General features: G+C 62.3%; 16 protein-coding genes and 1 pseudogene. 6 read left to right on the forward strand and 11 right to left on the reverse strand.

Annotation, left to right across the window (positions count from 1 at the left end):
* Nucleotides 1-181: 181 nt before the first annotated feature.
* Nucleotides 182-1,069, reverse strand: a complete 888-nt coding sequence (locus PseAD21_RS17150) for a LysR family transcriptional regulator (protein WP_102356707.1) — start codon at nt 1,067-1,069, stop codon at nt 182-184.
* Nucleotides 1,070-1,198: 129 nt separating this feature from the next.
* On the opposite strand from PseAD21_RS17150, the gene PseAD21_RS17155 reads away from it, so the two are divergent.
* Nucleotides 1,199-2,215, forward strand: a complete 1,017-nt coding sequence (locus tag PseAD21_RS17155) for an alpha/beta hydrolase (RefSeq protein ID WP_102356708.1) — start codon at nt 1,199-1,201, stop codon at nt 2,213-2,215.
* Between the two features lie 102 nt (nt 2,216-2,317).
* Nucleotides 2,318-3,742 (forward strand): mechanosensitive ion channel family protein, encoded by a 1,425-nt coding sequence (locus tag PseAD21_RS17160; protein ID WP_102356709.1) that lies wholly within the window; start codon nt 2,318-2,320, stop codon nt 3,740-3,742.
* A gap of 101 nt (nt 3,743-3,843) precedes the next feature.
* Here PseAD21_RS17160 and ycaC read toward each other — a convergent pair whose 3' ends face one another.
* The 5 genes from ycaC to PseAD21_RS17185 all read right to left on the reverse strand — a co-directional run bounded on the left by ycaC (nt 3,844) and on the right by PseAD21_RS17185 (nt 8,441).
* Nucleotides 3,844-4,467: an isochorismate family cysteine hydrolase YcaC gene (ycaC, locus tag PseAD21_RS17165; RefSeq protein ID WP_102356710.1), complete on the reverse strand. Its 624-nt coding sequence runs from the start codon at nt 4,465-4,467 to the stop codon at nt 3,844-3,846.
* Nucleotides 4,468-4,535: 68 nt separating this feature from the next.
* Nucleotides 4,536-6,374, reverse strand: a complete 1,839-nt coding sequence (locus PseAD21_RS17170; protein WP_102356711.1) for an amidohydrolase — start codon at nt 6,372-6,374, stop codon at nt 4,536-4,538.
* Between the two features lie 30 nt (nt 6,375-6,404).
* A complete protein-coding gene (locus PseAD21_RS17175; RefSeq protein ID WP_102356712.1) occupies nt 6,405-7,031 on the reverse strand; it encodes an antibiotic biosynthesis monooxygenase in 627 nt (208 codons plus the stop codon).
* The gene (locus tag PseAD21_RS17180) at nt 7,024-7,440 is read right to left on the reverse strand and encodes a DoxX family protein (RefSeq protein ID WP_102356713.1); all 417 of its coding nucleotides are present in this window, start codon (nt 7,438-7,440) and stop codon (nt 7,024-7,026) included. Before PseAD21_RS17180 ends, PseAD21_RS17175 begins: the two co-directional genes overlap by 8 nt.
* Nucleotides 7,441-7,517: 77 nt before the next feature.
* Nucleotides 7,518-8,441: a LysR family transcriptional regulator gene (locus PseAD21_RS17185; RefSeq protein ID WP_102356714.1), complete on the reverse strand. Its 924-nt coding sequence runs from the start codon at nt 8,439-8,441 to the stop codon at nt 7,518-7,520.
* 213 nt (nt 8,442-8,654) lie between these two features.
* On the opposite strand from PseAD21_RS17185, the gene PseAD21_RS17190 reads away from it, so the two are divergent.
* A complete protein-coding gene (locus tag PseAD21_RS17190) occupies nt 8,655-9,086 on the forward strand; it encodes a helix-turn-helix domain-containing protein (protein WP_102356715.1) in 432 nt (143 codons plus the stop codon).
* A 134-nt stretch (nt 9,087-9,220) separates the two neighbouring features.
* Complete coding sequence (locus PseAD21_RS17195) at nt 9,221-12,118, forward strand: winged helix-turn-helix domain-containing protein (protein ID WP_102356716.1); 2,898 nt, start codon at nt 9,221-9,223, stop codon at nt 12,116-12,118.
* Here PseAD21_RS17195 and PseAD21_RS17200 read toward each other — a convergent pair.
* Nucleotides 12,080-13,537 (reverse strand): winged helix-turn-helix domain-containing protein, encoded by a 1,458-nt coding sequence (locus PseAD21_RS17200; RefSeq protein ID WP_102356717.1) that lies wholly within the window; start codon nt 13,535-13,537, stop codon nt 12,080-12,082. The two genes, PseAD21_RS17195 and PseAD21_RS17200, sit on opposite strands and share 39 nt — an antisense overlap.
* 159 nt (nt 13,538-13,696) lie before the next feature.
* Entirely contained in the window at nt 13,697-14,647 is a 951-nt protein-coding gene (locus PseAD21_RS17205; RefSeq protein WP_102356718.1) for a GlxA family transcriptional regulator, read from the reverse strand.
* A gap of 212 nt (nt 14,648-14,859) precedes the next feature.
* Between PseAD21_RS17205 and PseAD21_RS17210 the strand changes: the two genes are divergently transcribed.
* On the forward strand, nt 14,860-15,582 hold the full coding sequence (locus tag PseAD21_RS17210) for a pirin family protein (protein WP_102356719.1): 723 nt from the start codon (nt 14,860-14,862) through the stop codon (nt 15,580-15,582).
* A 49-nt stretch (nt 15,583-15,631) separates the two neighbouring features.
* Here PseAD21_RS17210 and PseAD21_RS17215 read toward each other — a convergent pair whose 3' ends face one another.
* From PseAD21_RS17215 to PseAD21_RS17220, 3 genes and pseudogenes are all read right to left on the reverse strand, one after another.
* Nucleotides 15,632-15,985: a hypothetical protein gene (locus tag PseAD21_RS17215; RefSeq protein WP_146011295.1), complete on the reverse strand. Its 354-nt coding sequence runs from the start codon at nt 15,983-15,985 to the stop codon at nt 15,632-15,634.
* Nucleotides 15,975-16,037 (reverse strand): annotated as a pseudogene (locus tag PseAD21_RS30325) (hypothetical protein); the annotation flags it as partial. The gene PseAD21_RS17215 and the pseudogene PseAD21_RS30325, both read right to left, overlap by 11 nt.
* 279 nt (nt 16,038-16,316) lie before the next feature.
* On the reverse strand, nt 16,317-17,192 hold the full coding sequence (locus PseAD21_RS17220) for a LysR family transcriptional regulator (RefSeq protein WP_102356721.1): 876 nt from the start codon (nt 17,190-17,192) through the stop codon (nt 16,317-16,319).
* Nucleotides 17,193-17,365: 173 nt separating this feature from the next.
* On the opposite strand from PseAD21_RS17220, the gene PseAD21_RS17225 reads away from it, so the two are divergent.
* The gene (locus PseAD21_RS17225) at nt 17,366-18,364 is read left to right on the forward strand and encodes an NAD(P)H-quinone oxidoreductase (protein WP_102356722.1); all 999 of its coding nucleotides are present in this window, start codon (nt 17,366-17,368) and stop codon (nt 18,362-18,364) included.
* The last annotated feature ends 83 nt before the right edge of the window (nt 18,365-18,447 follow it).

The raw sequence follows: 18,447 nt of genomic DNA on the forward strand, positions 1-18,447 counted from the left end.
CTGAACCACCGCTTTCGCGAGCAGGCTCGCTCCCACAGGTTTTGTGAAGTATGCAAATCTTGCGTTCTAGCTAAAGTCTTGTGGGAGCGGGCTTGCTCGCGAAGGCGTCGATCCAGCCAACATCTTCATCGACTGGACCACCGCTTTCGCGAGCAAGCTCGCTCCCACATTTTTGGCGTGGTCACATCTGATTCAGGCGTTCGCGCAAAAATTCGACAAGCGCCTGCACCGGCCGCGAGGCCTGGCGATGTTGCGGGTACACCGCCGACAGGGTCAGCGGTTCCGGTCTGTAGTCGTCGAGCACCGGCACCAGTCGCCCGTCCTTCAGCGCCGCGCCAACGATGAACGTCGGCAGATAGGTAACCCCCATGCCCTGCACGGCGGCGTCTCTGAGCAACTCGCCGTTGTTGACGCGCATGCGCCCGGTGACGTTCACCAGCAACGGCTTGCCCTGCCCCGCGTTGAAGCGCCACTGCACCGAACGCCCATGGCCATATGGCAGGCAGTCGTGGCTATGCAGGTCTTCGGGTTTGAGCGGTGTACCGCGTTCGGCGAGGTACGCCGGGCTGGCGCAGTACACCCGTTCGATGGAGGCGATGCGCCGGGCGATCAGCGTCGAGTCTTCCAGCACGCCGATGCGCAACGCCAGGTCGTAGCCTTCGCCGAGCAGGTCCACCGGGCGGTCGCTCAAGTCCACCTCCACGGTGACTTCACGATAGCGCTGCAGGAACAGCGGCAGCAGACACCCCAGATGCGCCACGGCAAACGACAGCGGCGCACTGACGCGAATCGTCCCGCGCGGTTCTGCGGTCTGCCCGGCAATGCCTTGCTCGACCTGCTCGACTTCGCCCAGCAGGCGCAGCGCCGACTCGTAATAGCTCTGGCCCAGTGGCGTGACGTCGAGGCGCCGGGTCGAACGGTTCAGCAGCCGCACGCCGAGACGCTCTTCAAGCTGCATCAAACGACGGCTGACGAACTGCTTGGACAGGCCCAACTGATCAGCCGCAGCAGTAAAGCTGCCGGAGTCCATGACCTGACAAAAAATACGCATGTCTTCGAACGGGTTCATTGTCACTCTCTGGTAGACAGTCAAACGCTTTATAGCCGCTTTTTCACTTTTCGACAGCTCATTAATCTGTGTTCACGGTTTGAAAACAGCCCGACACAACACAACAAACTCTCGAAAAAGGAATTGAGCATGAACCTCACCAAGACCCTGACCGCGTCCTTCCTCGCCCTGTCCATCGGCAACGCCTTCGCCGCCGGCAGCCCGGGTGTCGAACAGCACACCCAGGCATTCCTCGAAGCCCTCGCCGCTGGCGGTGGCAAACCCCTGGAGCAATTGAGCCTGAAAGATGCACGTGCAGTGCTGACCGGTGCTCAGGCTTCGGTGAACGTCGACCTGTCCGGGGTGGAAGTCAGCGACAAGTCGATCAAGGTCGATGGCCAGACGATCAACCTCAAAGTGGTGCGCCCGGCCAAGGTCAAAGGTGAGTTGCCGGTGTTCATGTTCTTCCACGGCGGCGGCTGGGTGTTGGGCGATTACCCGACTCACCAGCGCCTGATTCGTGATCTGGTGGTGGGTTCCGGCGCGGTCGCGGTGTACGTCGATTACACGCCGTCGCCGGAAGCGCAGTACCCGACGGCGATCAATCAGGCCTACGCCGCGACAAAATGGGTGGCTGAACATGGCAAGGACATTGGCGTAGACGGCAAGCGTCTGGCGGTGGCCGGCAACAGCGTTGGCGGCAACATGGCGGCGGTTGTGGCACTGATGGCCAAGGAACAGAAAACCCCGGCGCTGCGCTTCCAGCTGCTGATGTGGCCGGTAACCAACGCACAGTTCGACGACGGCTCGTACCAGCAATTTGCCGAGGGGCATTTCCTCACCAAAGGCATGATGCAGTGGTTCTGGGACAACTACACCACCAACGCTGCAGAGCGCGCGCAGATCCATGCCTCGCCGCTCAACGCCAGCGCCGAACAGCTCAAGGGCCTGCCCGCTGCGCTGGTGCAGACCGCCGAGTTCGACGTGTTGCGCGATGAAGGTGAAGGCTACGCCCGGCACCTGGATGCGGCCGGCGTGCCGGTGACCTCGGTGCGCTACAACGGGATGATTCATGACTTTGGCTTGCTCAATCCGCTGAGTCAGATTGCGCAAGTGAAAGCGGCCGTGCGGCAGGCGGCGGCTGAACTGAAGACGCATCTGAACTGATGCCGATCTCTCACCACACCCAACGGTGTGGTGAGTTTTTTTGAATCCCCTCACCACAAAAGCCTCTTCAACACCAATGTTCATGCAGTTCCGGAGATCGCCATGCCCCTCCTCAACCACCTGCTGTCCTGGAGTGCCGTGCTGCTGGTACTCGATGGTCTGCTCTGGCACTTCACCCCCTTCACCCACCGCGCGCCGAAAGTCGCTGTTCGGCTGGCGCTGTTTCTCGGCTTCAGTGCACTGATCATCAACGCCGGCATCAGCCCGTTGCTGGCGCCAGTGCTTACCGATGACCGCGTGGCGCAGCTCGGCGCGACGGCGCTGGGGATTGTCTGGTGGCTGTACGCCGCACGCGTTTTGACCGAAGTGATCGGCCTGGTGCTGATGCGGCGTATCGGCCACAGCGGTCGGCTGTTGCAGGACGTGATTGGCGCGCTGGTGTTTCTGGCGGCGATCGTCGCGGCCGCCGGCTATGTGCTGGATCTGCCGGTCAAAGGCTTGCTGGCGACCTCCGGGGTGGTGGCGATCGTGGTCGGTCTGGCGCTGCAAAGCACCTTGAGCGACGTGTTTTCCGGGATTGTACTCAACACCACCAAGCCGTATCAGGTGGACGACTTCGTGGTGATCGACGGCGTCGAGGGCAAGGTGCTCGACATTGACTGGCGCGCCACGCACCTGTTGACCAGTGTCGGCACCCTGGCCGTGGTGCCGAACTCGGTGGCGGCCAAGGCGAAGATCGTCAATCTCAGTCGCCCGACCAACCTGCACGGTGTCTCGATCAGCATCAAGGTGCCAAATCATATCCGCCCACGGCGGGTGCTCGACGCCCTCGACCGCACACTGCAAGGCAGCAGCAGTCTGCTGTTGAATCCGCCGCCCAAAGCCGTGTTGAAAGAGGCCGGTGAAGAGATGTCGGAGTACGTCGCCAGTGGCTTCATCAGTGAGCTGGGCAAGAAAGGCGAGGTGCGCAATCAACTGTTCGACCTCGCCCACCGTCATCTCGAAGCCGCGGGTATTTCCCGGCATCCCGATGGCGTGATCGAGCCTTCGACCCGCGCCCGGGCACTGCTCGATGAAGTGAAAGTGTTCCGCTCGTTGAGTCATGAGGAACGCGATCGCCTCGCCGAATCGATGGTCGCGCAACAGTACGCAGCCGGTCAGGTAGTGTTGGGGCTGGATGAAGTCCCCGACAGTCTGTTTGTCATCGCCACTGGCGTGGTCAGCGCAACCGTGCCCGATGGCAGTGGCCAGACCGAAGCCGGGCGCATGGGGCCGAGCGAGGTCATGGGCGAACAGAGCATCCTCGCCGACACGCCGTCGCAAGCCACGTTCACGGCGCTGACGTCGAGCATCATCTACCGCCTCGACAAAGCCCTGACCCGCCAATGCATGGAGCAGCGCAGCGAAGTCGGTCAGGCGCTGAACAAACTGCAGGCCGTGCGTCAGCAGAACAGCCGCCTCGCGTTGATGGCGAAACCGGCGCCGATGCGCAAGGGCGGTTTTCTTGGGTGGCTGCAAAACCGCTAGCCCCATCAGACAGTTGAACGCCACAGGGGATGGTGGGTTGCGCCTCTTTTTACTGCACATGAAAATGCCCGCAATCAAGCGGGCACTTTCAGTTCAAGCAATTACTTGGCAGTGAACTTGGTGTAGCTGTTGATCAGGTTGCGATAGTTCGGCAGGCGTTCGGACAGCAGATGCGCCAGGCCTTCCATGTCGTTGCGCCAGTCGCCCTGCAGCTCGCACGCCACCGAGAACCAGTTCAACAGTTGCGCACCGGCGGCCGACATCCGCGCCCACGCTGCTTGTTGCACGGTGGTGTTGAAGGTGCCGGACGAGTCGGTAACCACAAACACTTCATAGCCTTCGGCGATGGCCGACAGGGTCGGGAACGCTACGCAGACGTCAGTCACCACACCGGCGATAATCAGTTGCTTGCGGCCGGTGGCCTTGATCGCCTTGACGAAGTCTGCGTTGTCCCAGGCGTTGATCTGGCCTGGGCGCTGAATGAACGGCGCGTCCGGAAACTGCTCGCGCAGCTCCGGCACGATCGGGCCGTTGGGACCGGCGTCGAAGCTGGTGGTGAGGATGGTCGGCAATTTGAAGAACTTGGCGATGTCGCCCAGCGCCAGCACGTTGTTCTTGAACTCGTTGGGCGTGAAGTCCTGCACCAGCGAGATCAGACCGGTCTGGTGATCGACCAGCAGCACGACTGCATCATCTTTGTTCAGACGTTTGTAGGGAACGCTCATGGGAAACTCCTTGGGATGGATGTTGCGGGAAGCGCCGTACCGGTTGGCCGGCGCTTTTTTTGTAGGAATCAGAAGGCGAAACAGGAACAGCCGAACGCGCCCCAGAACCCGGCGAAGTCGCTGACCGGTGCGTTCGACAGACGCGCTTTTTCGTGGCTGTGCGAGTGCACCGCGCAGGCGCCAACGCATTGATGCACCTGCGCCTGCAATGGCGAGTTCGGCCGCCAGTGGCCCGGAACCTTGACCACCGGCGACCAGTCCGGCAGCACTGGAATCGAGCGTGGGCCAAGGTCTTCGAAATCGCCGGCGGCGTAGACGATCTTGCCGCCGACCACGGTCAGCACCGACTCGATCCACTTGATCGCTTCTTCCTCGACATGGAAGAAATCCGCGCTCAGCGCCGCCAGATCCGCCAGTTGCCCGACCTTGATCTGGCCCTTCTTGCCCTGCTCGGAGGAGAACCACGCACTGCCGTGAGTGAACAGCTCCAGCGCAGTGGTGCGCGGCAGACCTTCTTCGTACAACGCCAGACCGCCAACGGTGCGACCGCTGACCATCCAGTACAGCGAGGTCCACGGGTTGTAGCTGGAAACCCGCGTAGCGTCGGTGCCGGCGCCTACCGGTACACCTTCGGCGAGCATGCGTTTGATCGGCGGCGTGGCCTCGGCCGCCTGCGCGCCGTAGCGATCGACGAAGTACTCGCCCTGGAACGCCATGCGGTCCTGAATCGCGATGCCACCGCCCAGCGCCCTCACCCGCTCGATGTTCTGCGGGGTGATGGTTTCGGCGTGATCGAAGAACCACGGCAGACCGTTGAACGGAATGTCGCGATTGACCTTCTCGAACACGTCGAGCATGCGGCTGATCGATTCGTTGTACGTGGCGTGCAGACGGAACGGCCAGCGCTGCTCGACCAGGTGGCGCACCACCGGCTCAAGCTCCTGCTCCATGGTTTGCGGCAGGTCCGGGCGCGGCTCGAGGAAGTCTTCGAAGTCGGCGGCGGAGAACACCAGCATCTCGCCGGCGCCGTTGTGTCGCAGATAGTCGTCGCCCTGGTGCAGGGTGACGCTGCCGGTCCAATTCTGGAAGTCGCTGAGCTCTTCTTTCGGTTTCTGGGTGAACAGGTTGTAGGCGATGCGCACGGTCAACTGGTCGTCCTTGGCCAGTTGCTCGATCACCTGATAGTCGTCCGGATAGTTCTGGAAACCACCGCCGGCATCGATCGCGCTGGTCAGGCCGAGGCGATTGAGTTCGCGCATGAACTGACGGGTCGAGTTGACCTGATATTCGAGCGGCAGCTTCGGCCCCTTGGCCAGCGTCGAATACAGAATCATCGCGTTCGGCCGCGCCACCAGCATCCCGGTCGGGTTGCCGTTGGCATCCCGGACGATCTCGCCACCCGGCGGGTTCGGCGTGTCGCGGGTGTAACCGGCCACCCGCAGTGCGGCGCGGTTGAGCAGCGCGCGGTCGTACAGGTGCAGGACGAACACCGGCGTGTCCGGCGCGGCCTGGTTGAGCTCTTCGAGGGTCGGCATGCGTTTTTCGGCGAACTGGAATTCGTTCCAGCCACCGACCACGCGCACCCATTGCGGGGTTGGCGTGCGGTCGGCCTGCTCCTTGAGCATGCGCAACGCGTCGGCCAGCGACGGCACGCCTTCCCAGCGCAGTTCGAGGTTGTAATTGAGGCCGCCACGGATCAGGTGCAGGTGCGAATCGTTGAGGCCGGGGATCACGCAGCGGCCGTGCAGGTCGATCACTTGCGTGGCCGAATCACGCAGGGCCATGGCCTGGGTGTCGTTACCGACGACGACAAAACGGCCGTCCTTGATCGCCACCGCACTGGCCAGCGGTTTGCTGCGGTCGACGGTGTGAAATTGGCCATTGAACAGAATCAGATCGGCGTTCATCGCAGTTCCTTCCGAGTAAATGAATGGGGTTCAGCGTGACGGCTGTTTGGCCGGTTCGATGTGAGCATGGGCCTGACCGGCTTCCAGCCACGGCGCAAACAATCGGGTCACGCGGGGCATGAACACGTACACCACCGACAGGACGATGGTCAGGGTGATCAGGAACGTGGCGACCACGTAATTGGAAAGCAGCGGATGCAACTTGAGCAGCGGCCCCCAGATCAGTGGCACCAGCAAGGTGTGCGGCAGAATCACCAGCAGGGTGATCACCGCTTGTTTCCAGCGCGGCGGCGGCTTGGCGGCATCGGCCAGCGGCGCGAACCAGAACTCGTTGACCGGCGCGACTTCAGTCTGGTCGCCATCGGCGAGCATTGGCGCCGCTTCGTCGACCAGCGCCTGACGTTGCGGCGACTCCAGCCACAGCTGCATGGCCGCCGTGGAGCAAAAGCGCAGCACGCAGGTGTAAGTGTCCAGGCCTTTGAGCTTGCCGCGCACCACGTCCACGCCCAGATGGCCTTCGCGTTGCCCGGCGATCCGGACGATGTTGCGCAACCACGCCTCGTAAGGCTGTTCAAGTCCGGCCTTGACCCGGTGCTTGACGATCAGGGTCACGGTCTCATCGGACCCCGGTGCTTTTGGACTCAGGGCTTCAGGCATGACGCAGCACTCCGGGCAAGCGAACATTGAACGCCAGCCGTCCCGGCCCGGCGATGAACACAGTGGCGAACAGGATCAACAGCAACCAGCCGAACTGCCCCTCGGCCACACTCCATTGCGGATGCACGACCAGCAGCGCCACCAGCAGCACAAAGAGAATAGGCAAGCAGGCCAATCGCGCCAGCACCCCGCCGACGATCAGTAGCGGGCAGAGGACTTCGGCAAAAATCGCCAGGCTGAGGGTGAGGTGCGCGCCGAGGTGGAACGGGTCCTCGATCTGCTGCAATTGCGCGTTGAAGTTCAACAGCTTGGGCAAGCCGTGGACCCACAGCAGAAACAATCCGCCGCTGACCCGCAGAAACAGCAAACCGACGTCCCGCGCCCGTTCATCCTTTTGAGAAGCGTTCATGACCTCACCCTTTATTTCTTATCGGGGTGAATCATGCTCGGTGCGGGCGGGGGGAAATTGGATGGATGTGCTCTCTTTCAGGCGGGCGGGATGTCCAGTGGCGCCGCCATGAACTGGCTGATCCGCGAGCGCAGCCAGCGTTCGGCAGGGTCGTTGTCGTGCACCCCGCTCCACGCCATCGACAGCTGCGCCGCATCGATCGGGAACGGCGGATCCTCGGCGCGCAGGTTGCAGCCTTCAACCAGTGCACAGGCAGCGTAATCCGGTACGGTAGCGATCATTTCGGTGCCGGCGAGCAAGGTGCGCAAGCCACTGAACTGCGGCACGCCGAGTACCACGCGGCGACGGCGGCCGAGTTTGGCCAGGTCGAGGTCGATGTTGCCGCTCAAATCACCGGAAAACGACACCATCGCATGCGGGCGTTCGCAGTATTCGTCGAGGGTCAGTGGCCCCGGGCGGTCGTCACCGCGCAGCACCTTGCAGGGGATGTCACGCAGCTTCTTGCGCTTGGCGTTGGCCGGCAGATCGGTGGTGTAGCTCACGCCGACGGAGATTTCCCCGGACGCCAGCAGCGCCGGCATCAGCAGAAAGTTGGCGCGGCGCACCACGACAACGATCCCCGGCGCCTCCTGCTGAAGCTGGCGCAGCAGCGGCGGAAACAGACCAAATTCGGCGTCGTCCGACAGGCCGATACGGAACACGTCGCAACTGCTCGCCGGGTCGAATTCCTTGGCCCGGCTGACCGCGCCGCAAATCACGTCCATCGCCGGTTGCAGCTCCTGCAGGATCGCCAGTGCGCGGGCGGTCGGCTCCATGCTGCGGCCGTTGCGCAGCAGCAACGGGTCATCGAACAGGTCGCGCAAACGGCCAAGCGCAGCGCTCACTGCCGGTTGGCCCATGAACAGTTTTTCGGCGACGCGGGTCAGGTTCTTTTCGAACATCAGCGCTTCGAAAATCACCAGCAGGTTCATGTCGACGCGGCGTAGATCGTTACGGTTCATGGGCTCCAGCTCCTTCGATGAGCAGACGTCAGTGCTGTGCACTTTACGTGATCAACGGTGCTTTGCGCGTGGGTCAGGCCCGCGAATTAACAACGATTAACTCGTCAGTCTGCGCCGCCCGTCTTAACAATGAAGGCCTCTGCGCAGCGTTGTTTTTTGCCCCGAGGGAACACGCCCGGTGTGTGTGTTCCCCCCACGACACGGACCTTGGCCATGGCTCATCTACAGCAATCCGTTGCCCTCGCCCCTGCCAGCGAACCCGGCAAGCCTCCCCTCGGTGGCCTCAGCCCGCAACGGGAGCGGCAGGTCAAACAACTGATTCTCGAACGCCTCGGAGAAAGCCTGGAAGTGGCCGAGCTGGCACGTGCCTGTTCGCTGTCACGCAGCCATTTCTCCCGGGCGTTCAAGGCCAGCACGGGTCAGGCACCGCAGGACTGGATCCGCGAACAGCGCATCGCCCGCGCCAAGCTGTTGATCCGCCATACCGGCCTGAGCCTGACGCAGATCAGTCTGGAGTGCGGCTTCTGCGATCAGGCGCACTTCTGTCACATGTTCACCCGTAGCGAAGGGATCAACCCGTTCGCCTGGCGCTGCCAGATCATGCGCGAAGGCAAAGACACCAAGACACGGCCCATGAACTTTTGAGCGTTACCCAAGAACCTGCCGTTGCACTGATGGCCAAACCTGAGGAATATGCTGCGATACCTTGCACCAGACGGTCTGCGTCTTCACGCAGCGCCCCTGTGCCCGGATCGCCGCATCACCGCAGGAGTGTGCTGTTGAGTCTTTCCCCGAATCAGGCCATCGGTTTCGGCCCCTATCGGATATACACCGGGCAACGACTGGTCATGGAAGGCGATCAGCCGCTGCGCCTGGGCCGGCGCGCCATGGATATTCTGCTGATGCTGCTGGCGCATGCCGGCGAAGTGGTGAGCAAACAGCAGTTGCTCGCCGGCGTGTGGCCGGACAGCGTGGTCGAAGATATCAATCTGCGGGTGCACATGGCCGCCCTGCGCAAGGCGCTGGGCGATGGCCAGGCCGGTCAGCGCTACATTGTCACCGTGGCCCAGCGCGGCTACAGCTTCGTCGCCCCGCTGACGGTGCAGGCCAGCGAACAACGCCCGCGCGAAGCGGCTCCGGGTCGACACAATCTGCCGTTGCGCCATACCCGGATGATCGGCCGCCAGCCGCTGGTCGATAGCCTGATGCAGCAACTGCCGCTGCAGCGTTGCATCACCTTGGTCGGCCCCGGCGGGATCGGCAAGACCACCGTCGCCCTGCGTGTTGCCGAACAGTTGATCGGACGCTACCGCGACGGCATTCGCCTGCTGGATCTGGCGCCGCTCAACGACCCGGCGCTGATCGCCTCGCAACTGGCGACCCTGCTCAATCTGTCGGTGCATGACGGCGAGCCGATGGCGGCGGTGATCAACGATTTGCGCGAGCGGCAGATGCTGCTGGTGATCGACAATTGCGAGCACCTGATCGATGCCGTGGCACTGCTCGCCGAGAGCCTCCTGCGTGGCGCACCACAGGTGCACATTCTGGCCACCAGCCGCGAAAGCCTGCGCGCTGAAGGCGAGTTCGTGCAGCGTCTGGATTCACTCGACTGCCCGCCGGCGACAAGCGGTCTCGATCGCCAACAGGCGATGGCTTTTGCCGCGCTGCAACTGTTCGTCGAACGGGCCATGGTCGCCCACGAACACTTTGAGTTGAGCGACGCCGAGTTGCCGCTGGCAATTGAAATCTGCCGGCGCCTGGACGGTATTCCATTGGCGCTGGAGCTGGCGGCGGCGCAAGTCGAAAGCCTCGGCCTGAGCGGCTTGCTGCAGCAGTGGCAGGATCATCTGCATCCACTGGCGGCAGGCAACCACCAGCGCCATGCGCGGCACCAGACGTTGCATGCCACGCTGGACTGGAGTTTCAACCTGCTCACGCCCTGTGAGCAGACCTGCCTGCGTCGCCTCGGGGTGTTTCGCGGCAGCTTCAGCCTGGCGTCGGCCGCGGCGGTGATCGTCGGGCAGCATATCGAGCCCGTGCAGGTGCTCGCGGCAGTCACGCAACTGGTGGCCAAATCGCTGCTCAATGTGGATGTCGGCGATGAACAAGTGTTCTATCGACTGCTCGATACCACGCGCCATTACGCGCTGGAAAAACTCGGACACAGCGGCGAACGTGAAACCCTGCGCGAACGCCACGCCGAGCGCTATCTGACGTTGATGGAACAGGCGCAAGCCGAGTGGGAACACACCCCGACCACGCAATGGATCGAGCGTTATGCCCGAGGTCTGGAAGACCTGCGCGCCGCCCTCGACTGGAGTTTGTACGGTGCCGGGGCACGCGCTCTTGGAGTCCGTCTGACGGCGACGTCGGCCGCGCTGTGGCAAGAACTGTCATTGCTCAAGGAATATGGCGCTCATGTGCGCCAGGCATTGACCTTGCTCGCCAGTGCCGAGCAACCCTGCCCACGGCTGGAAATCGCCCTGCAACTGGCGCTCGGCAGTGCCTGCTACCACACCTGGGGCGGTTCGCCGGAGACCATCGAGGCCTTCACTCAGGCCAACGCGCTGGCGCAACAACACCGCGACGTCGCCGGGCAACTGCGCGCGATATCCGGACACCTGGCGGTCAATCTCAGCTGCGGCCATTACCAGGCAGCCTTGCAGCAAAGCGCACAGTTCGACCGCCTCGGGGGCCACGACGACCCGCTGCTGTCGTTGAGTATTCATCGCTTGCGGGTGCTGGCCCTGCACTTTGCCGGTGACCAGCCGCAAGCGCGGATCAGCGCCGAACAAGTGATCCAGCGCATGGCCCACAGTGGCTATCGCAACCGGTTCACCCACGGCTTTGGCGTGCAGTACGACCAGAGCGTGGCTTCACTGACCATTCTCGCCCGGGTGCTATGGCTGCAAGGGTTTCCCGAACAGGCATGGCGCACTGCGCGGCAGGCACTGGACATCGCCGTGCAGATCAACCACGGCACCTCGATCTGTTACACCCTGGCCCAGGCCAGTTGCCTGATCGCGCATTACAACGGCGACCCCAAGACCGCCCGCGCGCTGTTGCAGCTGTTGCTGGAGCAGGCGCAGAAGCACTCGGTGCTGCTGTTCCACACCTGGGGACGGCACTATGCGCAGGTCATCGATGAGCGCCTGGCCCAGCCCGTCGCCCCGGCGGATACCGGGCTGATCAAGGAGCTGATGGTCACGCTTGATGCGCGCTACATCGATGAGGCCTTGCTGGAACGCGCACGCTGTGGCGCGGCAGGCTGGAGCACAGCGGAGGTTTTACGGGCCGAGGCTGAACGGTTATTGGCTGAAGAGTCGGGTTGTCCGCAGGGACGCCTTCGCGAGCAAGCTCGCTTCCACAAGAGCCCGCCTGCCTGTGGGAGCGCGCCTGCTCGCGAAGGCAATCACCCAGGCACCCCCAGCAGCGTCGAGCAGGCAGAAAAACTTCTGCAAGACGCCCTCGCCATCGCCCGATCCCAGGGCGCCCTGGCCTGGGAACTGCGCAGCGCCACGTCCCTGGCACAGCTATGGCAGCGCCAGTCCCGTCATCGCGAAGCACTGGATCTGCTGACCCCGATCTACCAACGCTTCAGCGAAGGCTACGCCACCCCGGATTTGCGCAAGGTGCGCTTACTGCTCGACGCGTTGCGCGGCGAGTTGCACACCTGAGCCGGATCGATTTCGTCCGTGGTACAGGGTATGACGGTGCACGATGTCGCTTAGCTCAGCGCTGGTTTCCAGCTGTTCACGGACATAACAGCGAACGGTATTGAGCATCCGATAGCGCAGCGGATCTGCGCCCCGCTCCACCGTCAGCCATGACTTGGCGGCCAGGCGCTCGATAATCGCCGTCAGATGCGCACCATCAATGACCTGCAACGCAGCCTCCTCGGTGAAGGCCATCTTGAACACCGACAGGCGCTGCAAGACCCGTTGCTCGCTGGTCTTGAGATCCTGATAGCTCCATTCCAGTGCGGCGTTCATGGACTGAAGCCGTGCTACCGCCGTGCGTCGACCATGACTGAGCAGGCGCAGACCGTTGTCCAGTTGCGTCTGCAGCCCCACCAGCGCCAGCGCATCGATCTGCGCGGCCGCCAGTTCAATGGCCAACGGCAAGCCGTCGAGGCGCCGACAGATGTCGCACACGGTTGGCAGATCCTGCTCGCGCAGGCTGAAATCGTGCTGACGGGCACGAGCGCGGCTGACCAGCAGTTGCACTGCCGAATAGCCCATGGCCTCGTCGACAGTGCCCGGCGTCGATGCCTTGGGAAAGGTCAACGGCGCCACCGCTTGCAGGGTCTCGAGATCGGCCTGCAACGGTTCGCGACTGGTGACCAGCAGCGCCAGCCGTGGCGCCGCCAGCAGCAGTCGCTCGAGCAGCGCCCGGCACGATTCACGACGGCGTTCGCCGTTATCCAGCACCAGCAAGGAATGGCGCGAGGCTAACGACTCGAACGTGGTGTCGAGGGTGCGCAGCAGATGGTCGAGCAACGACGGAGCATCATCGATAACGGACAGATCGATGTACCAGACGCCATCGCGGTAATGCTGCAGCAGTAACTCCGCCACACGCAGTGCCACCGTGGATTTGCCGACCCCGGCCGGGCCGGTCAGGGTCATCAGCCGACACAGCTGCATTTGTCGCACCAGGCTGCCCACCAGCGAATCGCGGCCGATCACCGGGGTCAGGCGCGCAGGCAAATTATGCTGCGGGGCGTGCAGGGTTTCGAACACCACTTGCGCAACATTTCGAGCGTGCACCGGGGCGATGAAGCAATAGCCGCATTGCGGCACGTTGACGATGTAGCGCTGACCGTTCTCACCGTCGCCCAGCGCCCGGCGCAATGCAGCGATGTGCACCCGCAGGTTGATCTCCTCGACCACACTGTCCGGCCACACCCAGGCGATCAGCTGCTCCTTGCGCACCACCCGACCGGCGCGTTCGACCAGTACCTGGAGAATATCCAGGGCGCGCCCGCCCATGCGCAACTGCCGGTCACCGTCGAGGACCAGTCGTTGGCGCAAATGAAACGCGTATGGCCCAAAATACAGGACCGATGCAGCGGGCAAATCGTTGTGGCTGTTCATGCCGTTTTCCAGCGCCAGCGGGTCCGAGCTTCATGCTCTCAGCCTCCGGCGGCTCTCCCTTCCAAGCGTTACCTTTATCTTGGCAGGCGTTGGTGACGGCACAACCTCCGTGCAGGGCGCAGCACGGACATCCGGATGCACCGGACGGACAAAACCGCTCTAGCTGAACTGTTCGCGGTACTGCGCCGGGGTCAGACCGAGCTTTTCAGCGAACAGCAAACGCATGTGGCGCACGCTGCCAAAACCGCTTTTATAGGCCACGGTCTTCAACGGCAACTCGCTGGTTTCCAGAAGATTACGCGCGCAGTCAATACGCGCGTTCTGCAGAAACTCCATCGGCGTCATGTTCACATCCCGGGCGAACACCCGCGCAAAGTGCCGGGTACTCATGTTCGCCAGACCGGCCATGCGCTCGACCGTAAACGCTTCGTCGAGGTGTTCCAGCACATGGTTCTGCACCCGGGTGATGGCAGTTTCCTGAGGGGCCACCGCCGCCATCAACGGGCTGAACTGCGCTTGCCCGCCCTGACGCTTCATCACCACCAGCAGAACCTTGGCCACGTCCTGGGCGACTTTTTTTCCATGATCCCGGGCGACGACGGCCAACGCCAGATCGATGCCGGCGGTCACGCCTCCCGAGGTGATCAGATTGCGGTCTTCGGTGTAGATCTGGTCAGTCTCCACCTGCGCCTTGGGGAAGGCCTTGATCAGCCGTTCGGTGTAGTTCCAGTGGGTGGTCACACGATAACCATCGAGCAGACCGGCATGGCCCAGCACAAAGGCACCCGTGCAGATCGAACCATAGCGGCCAGCCTGCCCCACCGACCGTTGCAACCAGGCGAGTAGCTGCGGGTGCTTTTCGTTATAGGCGCCCGGGCCACCCGGGACCAGCAGCAGGTCACAGGCCGGGGACGGATCGTCGATATGGCGATCAGTCTGCACCTGTACGCCATTGGAGGCGCGCAGCATTCCGCGCTCGGTGCCCAGGGTGAGCAACTGGTACTGATCTTCGGCTTTCAAGTAACGATTGGCGACCGAAAACACCTCCATGGGCCCCGCCATGTCGAGCAGAAGAAAGTCAGGAAACAGCACCATTGCCACGGTTTTCATGGGTAAACATCACTGAAATCAAGGGAAAGTAGCCAGACCTCGCATTATGGCCAAGTGCGTGGAGAGCGGCGAAAAGAATGCGTGATCGGGTACACAAAACTGTCCACCTGAGAGGGACAGTGTTTCAATTTCCATCTACTTATTGCACGACTCGGTTAACAGTAACCTTCTCCTCACTCGGACGAATCAACGTCCCGCCAGGAGATTTGATCATGCTGACTATTCGCAAAGCTTCCGACCGCGGCCTCGCCAATCATGGCTGGTTGAAGTCCTTCCACACCTTTTCCTTCGCCAGCTACCGCGACCCGCGTGAGCAGGGTTTTTCCGACCTGCTGGTGATCAACGACGACCGCGTGGCGGCCGGCAAGGGCTTCGGCCAGCACCCGCACCGCGACATGGAGATTTTCTCCTACGTGCTCGAAGGCGCACTGGAACACAAGGACACCCTCGGCACCGGTTCGGTGATCCGTCCCGGTGACGTGCAACTGATGAGTGCCGGCAGCGGCGTGGCCCACAGCGAGTTCAACCATTCGGCCACCCGGCCTGTGCACTTTCTGCAAATCTGGATCGTGCCGGAAGTGGCCGGTGCCAAACCGCGCTATCAGCAGGAGCACTTCAGCGCGCAGAAAAAACGCGGTCGCCTGCAACTGATCATCTCGCCGGACGGCGCTGATGGCTCATTGAAAGTACGTCAGGACGCCCGGGTCTTCGCCGGCCTGTTCGACGGCAAGGAAAGCGCGACACTGAAATTGCCGGCCAACCGCTACGCCTACGTGCATGTGGCGCGTGGCAGCGTTGAACTCAACGGCGTGCAGTTGCAGGAAGGCGACGGTGTGCGGGTACGTGAAGAGCAGGCCCTGACCTTGAACAATGGCGTGGATGCCGAGGTGCTGGTGTTTGATCTGCAACCGCAGGAGTTGCCGCAAATGCCATAAGGCAGGGTTTCGACGCCTGCAAAAACGGCCTTCATTTGAAGGCCGTTTTTTATTGTGGTGGAAATGGGTTTGGCAGCATCGACGGTTGGGGGGCGTGAACGTCCTTGCCTGCCTGAACGGCGACGAGGGTGGTTTGTATGGCGACATACATGTTGGCCTGGTTGGCGTAATAGGCCCCGACAACGATAGCGACGATTCCCAGTAACTGGACGGCCGTTGCTGCCCAGACGTTGGCCTTGACGGTGGCCCCTTGCCTTGCGGCGTCTTGCGCACCTTCGGCAATTTTGCGCATCTCTTGCGTAATCAGGTCGTAGCGTTTGTCTCGTTCGACTTGAGTTTTGTCACGTTCGACTTGAGTTTTGTCTCGCTCCAGCTGAACAGATAAAAACCCGTCAATTTTCATTGATACCGCATCCAGCCGAGCATCCATTCGTGTCTCGATGGTCTCGATCCTGGCATTGAACTCTTCGCGACTGATGGCGCCCATGACCTGCGTACCTTGGCCTTTACTCGTTGTGTCACGTTGAAAATGACTGAATTCCCTGGCTTTCAATTCGACACCTTTATCGGGCTACCGATACCGTCCGTGGTATGTCACTTGAGTGCGAGCGTGCTGCCTCGCCCCAGCCTTTGAAAACAATAGCCCTCGGTCCTTCGGCTTACAAGCCAGCGGATTCTGCTATCGGCGTAGGCCTTTTCGTCAGGCGTTGTGAGTTCACCACTGCCAATACGCGCTACTCATTTTCCGAGGCAAACACCTCGACGATCTGTTCGATCACCGCCCTCACCCGCGCGGTATGGCGCAGATCCGCATGGGTCACCAGCCACACTTCATAGGGCTGCGGCCGGGTACGCTGCGGCCAGAGCCTGACCAGCCCGTCGCGCTCGCCCATGTACACCGGGATTTCTCCTACACCAATACCCGCCGCAATCGAGCGACGCATCAGCAGGCTCGAACCGAGACTGGCGACGATGCGCCCGCGACTGATCGGCTCCCCCACCAGCGTCAGGTCTTTGTTGCTCTGCAGGTACGGTTGATAGACCACCAGATCATGCCCCGCGAAAGCACTGCCCTGCTCAGGTACGCCGTGGGCATCGACATAAGTCTGCGCGGCAAACAGCCCGGTCGGCCAGCGTGCGATCCGCCGGGCGATCAGGTCCGGGTTGTCCGGCCGGGCATTGCGTACGGCGATGTCCGCTTCGCGCTTGGCCAGGCTGAGCATCTGCGTGGAGGCGTCCAGTTGCACGCGCACGTCCGGATGCTGTTCATGCAAGCGGGCGATGGCCGGGATCAGGAAGTCGATGGCCAGCGAATCGGTGGTGCTGACCCGCACCGTGCCGGTCAGGCGATCATCCAGGCCCTGGATCTGCCGCTCGAGCTCGAGCGCCGAATGCTCCATTTTCTCCACGGACCTGAGCGCCGCTTCACCGACTGCAGTCAGCGCATAGCCGTCGGAGGTGCGCAGGAACAACGTCGCGCTCAGGGACTTTTCCAGCGCGGTGATCCGCCGTCCGACCGTCGCCTGATCCACGCCAAGCACTCGCGCCGCCCCGCGCAGCGTCGACTCGCGACAGACCGCGAGAAATACCCGTGCGTCATCCCAGTTCATCTCATCTCCTGCCGATGCAGATTTGCATCACCGTGCCGCCAAATCGCTGCGCCAAAGCAGCAACAATAGCCGATATCCTCGCCACTGTTCTCAAGCCTGAAAGGCTTTTGAAGGGAATCATTGCCGAAGACTTGAACTCCCACCTACAGACCCCCTACGCAACAGGACCGGATATGACACTGCCCAGCGAAATGACCCGCATCGAAATCACTCAACCCGGCGGCCCCGAAGTCTTGCAGCCCAAGCGCGTGCCGCTGCCTGTCGCGGCAGCCGGCGAGGTGCTGATCCGCGTGCGCGCTGCCGGAATCAATCGCCCGGACGCCCTGCAACGCGCCGGCAAGTACCCGATGAAGCCCGGCATGAACCCGATCCCCGGTCTGGAAGTGGCCGGCGAAGTCGTCGCGTTGGGTGCCGGTGTCAGTGGCTTTGCCGTGGGTGACAAGGTCTGTGCGCTGACCAACGGTGGTGGTTACGCCGAGTACTGCACGGTGCCCGCCGGGCAAACCTTGCCGATCCCCGAGGGGCTGGACTGGGTACAGGCCGCCGCCCTCCCGGAAACCTTCTTTACCGTGTGGGCCAACCTGTTCGGCCTCGGTGGCGCGCAACGTGGCCAGCGGGTGCTGATTCACGGCGGCACCAGCGGCATCGGGACGACCGCGCTGATGCTCTGTCGCGAATTCGGTATCGAAACCTTCGCCACCGCCGGCAGCACGGAAAAATGCGCGGCGATCAGCGAACTGGGTGGGCAGCCAATCAATTATCGCGAGCAGGATTTCGCCACCGTCATCGCACAGAAAACCGCAGGCCAAGGTGTAAACGCGATTCTTGACATCATGGGCGCCTCGTATCTCAACGGTAATGTCAGCGCACTGGCGATGGATGGCCGACTGGTGATGCTGGGCTTTCTCGGTGGTGGCAAGGCCAACGACATCGACCTGCTGGCAATCATGGCCAAGCGCGCGGTGATCACCGGTTCGCTGCTGCGCGCGCGAACCGCAGAGGAAAAGGCCGAAATCGCCGAACAGCTGCGCGAGCACGTCTGGCCGGTGCTGGTGGCCGGGCGTTGCCTGCCGATCATCGACCAAGTCTATTCGCTGCATGATGCGGTCCAGGCGCACGCGCACATGGAAAGCGGTGATCACATCGGCAAAATCGTCCTGCGGGTGGATTGAGCCGCAGCATTTTGTAATCGTTGCGGGCACACGGCGGTCGAAAAACTCACGCGCAGACCAAGGCATCTGGTAAAAAGCCTTCT

Origin of the sequence: Pseudomonas sp. AD21 (assembly GCF_002878485.1) — a bacterium.
Taxonomy (GTDB): Bacteria; Pseudomonadota; Gammaproteobacteria; order Pseudomonadales; family Pseudomonadaceae; genus Aquipseudomonas.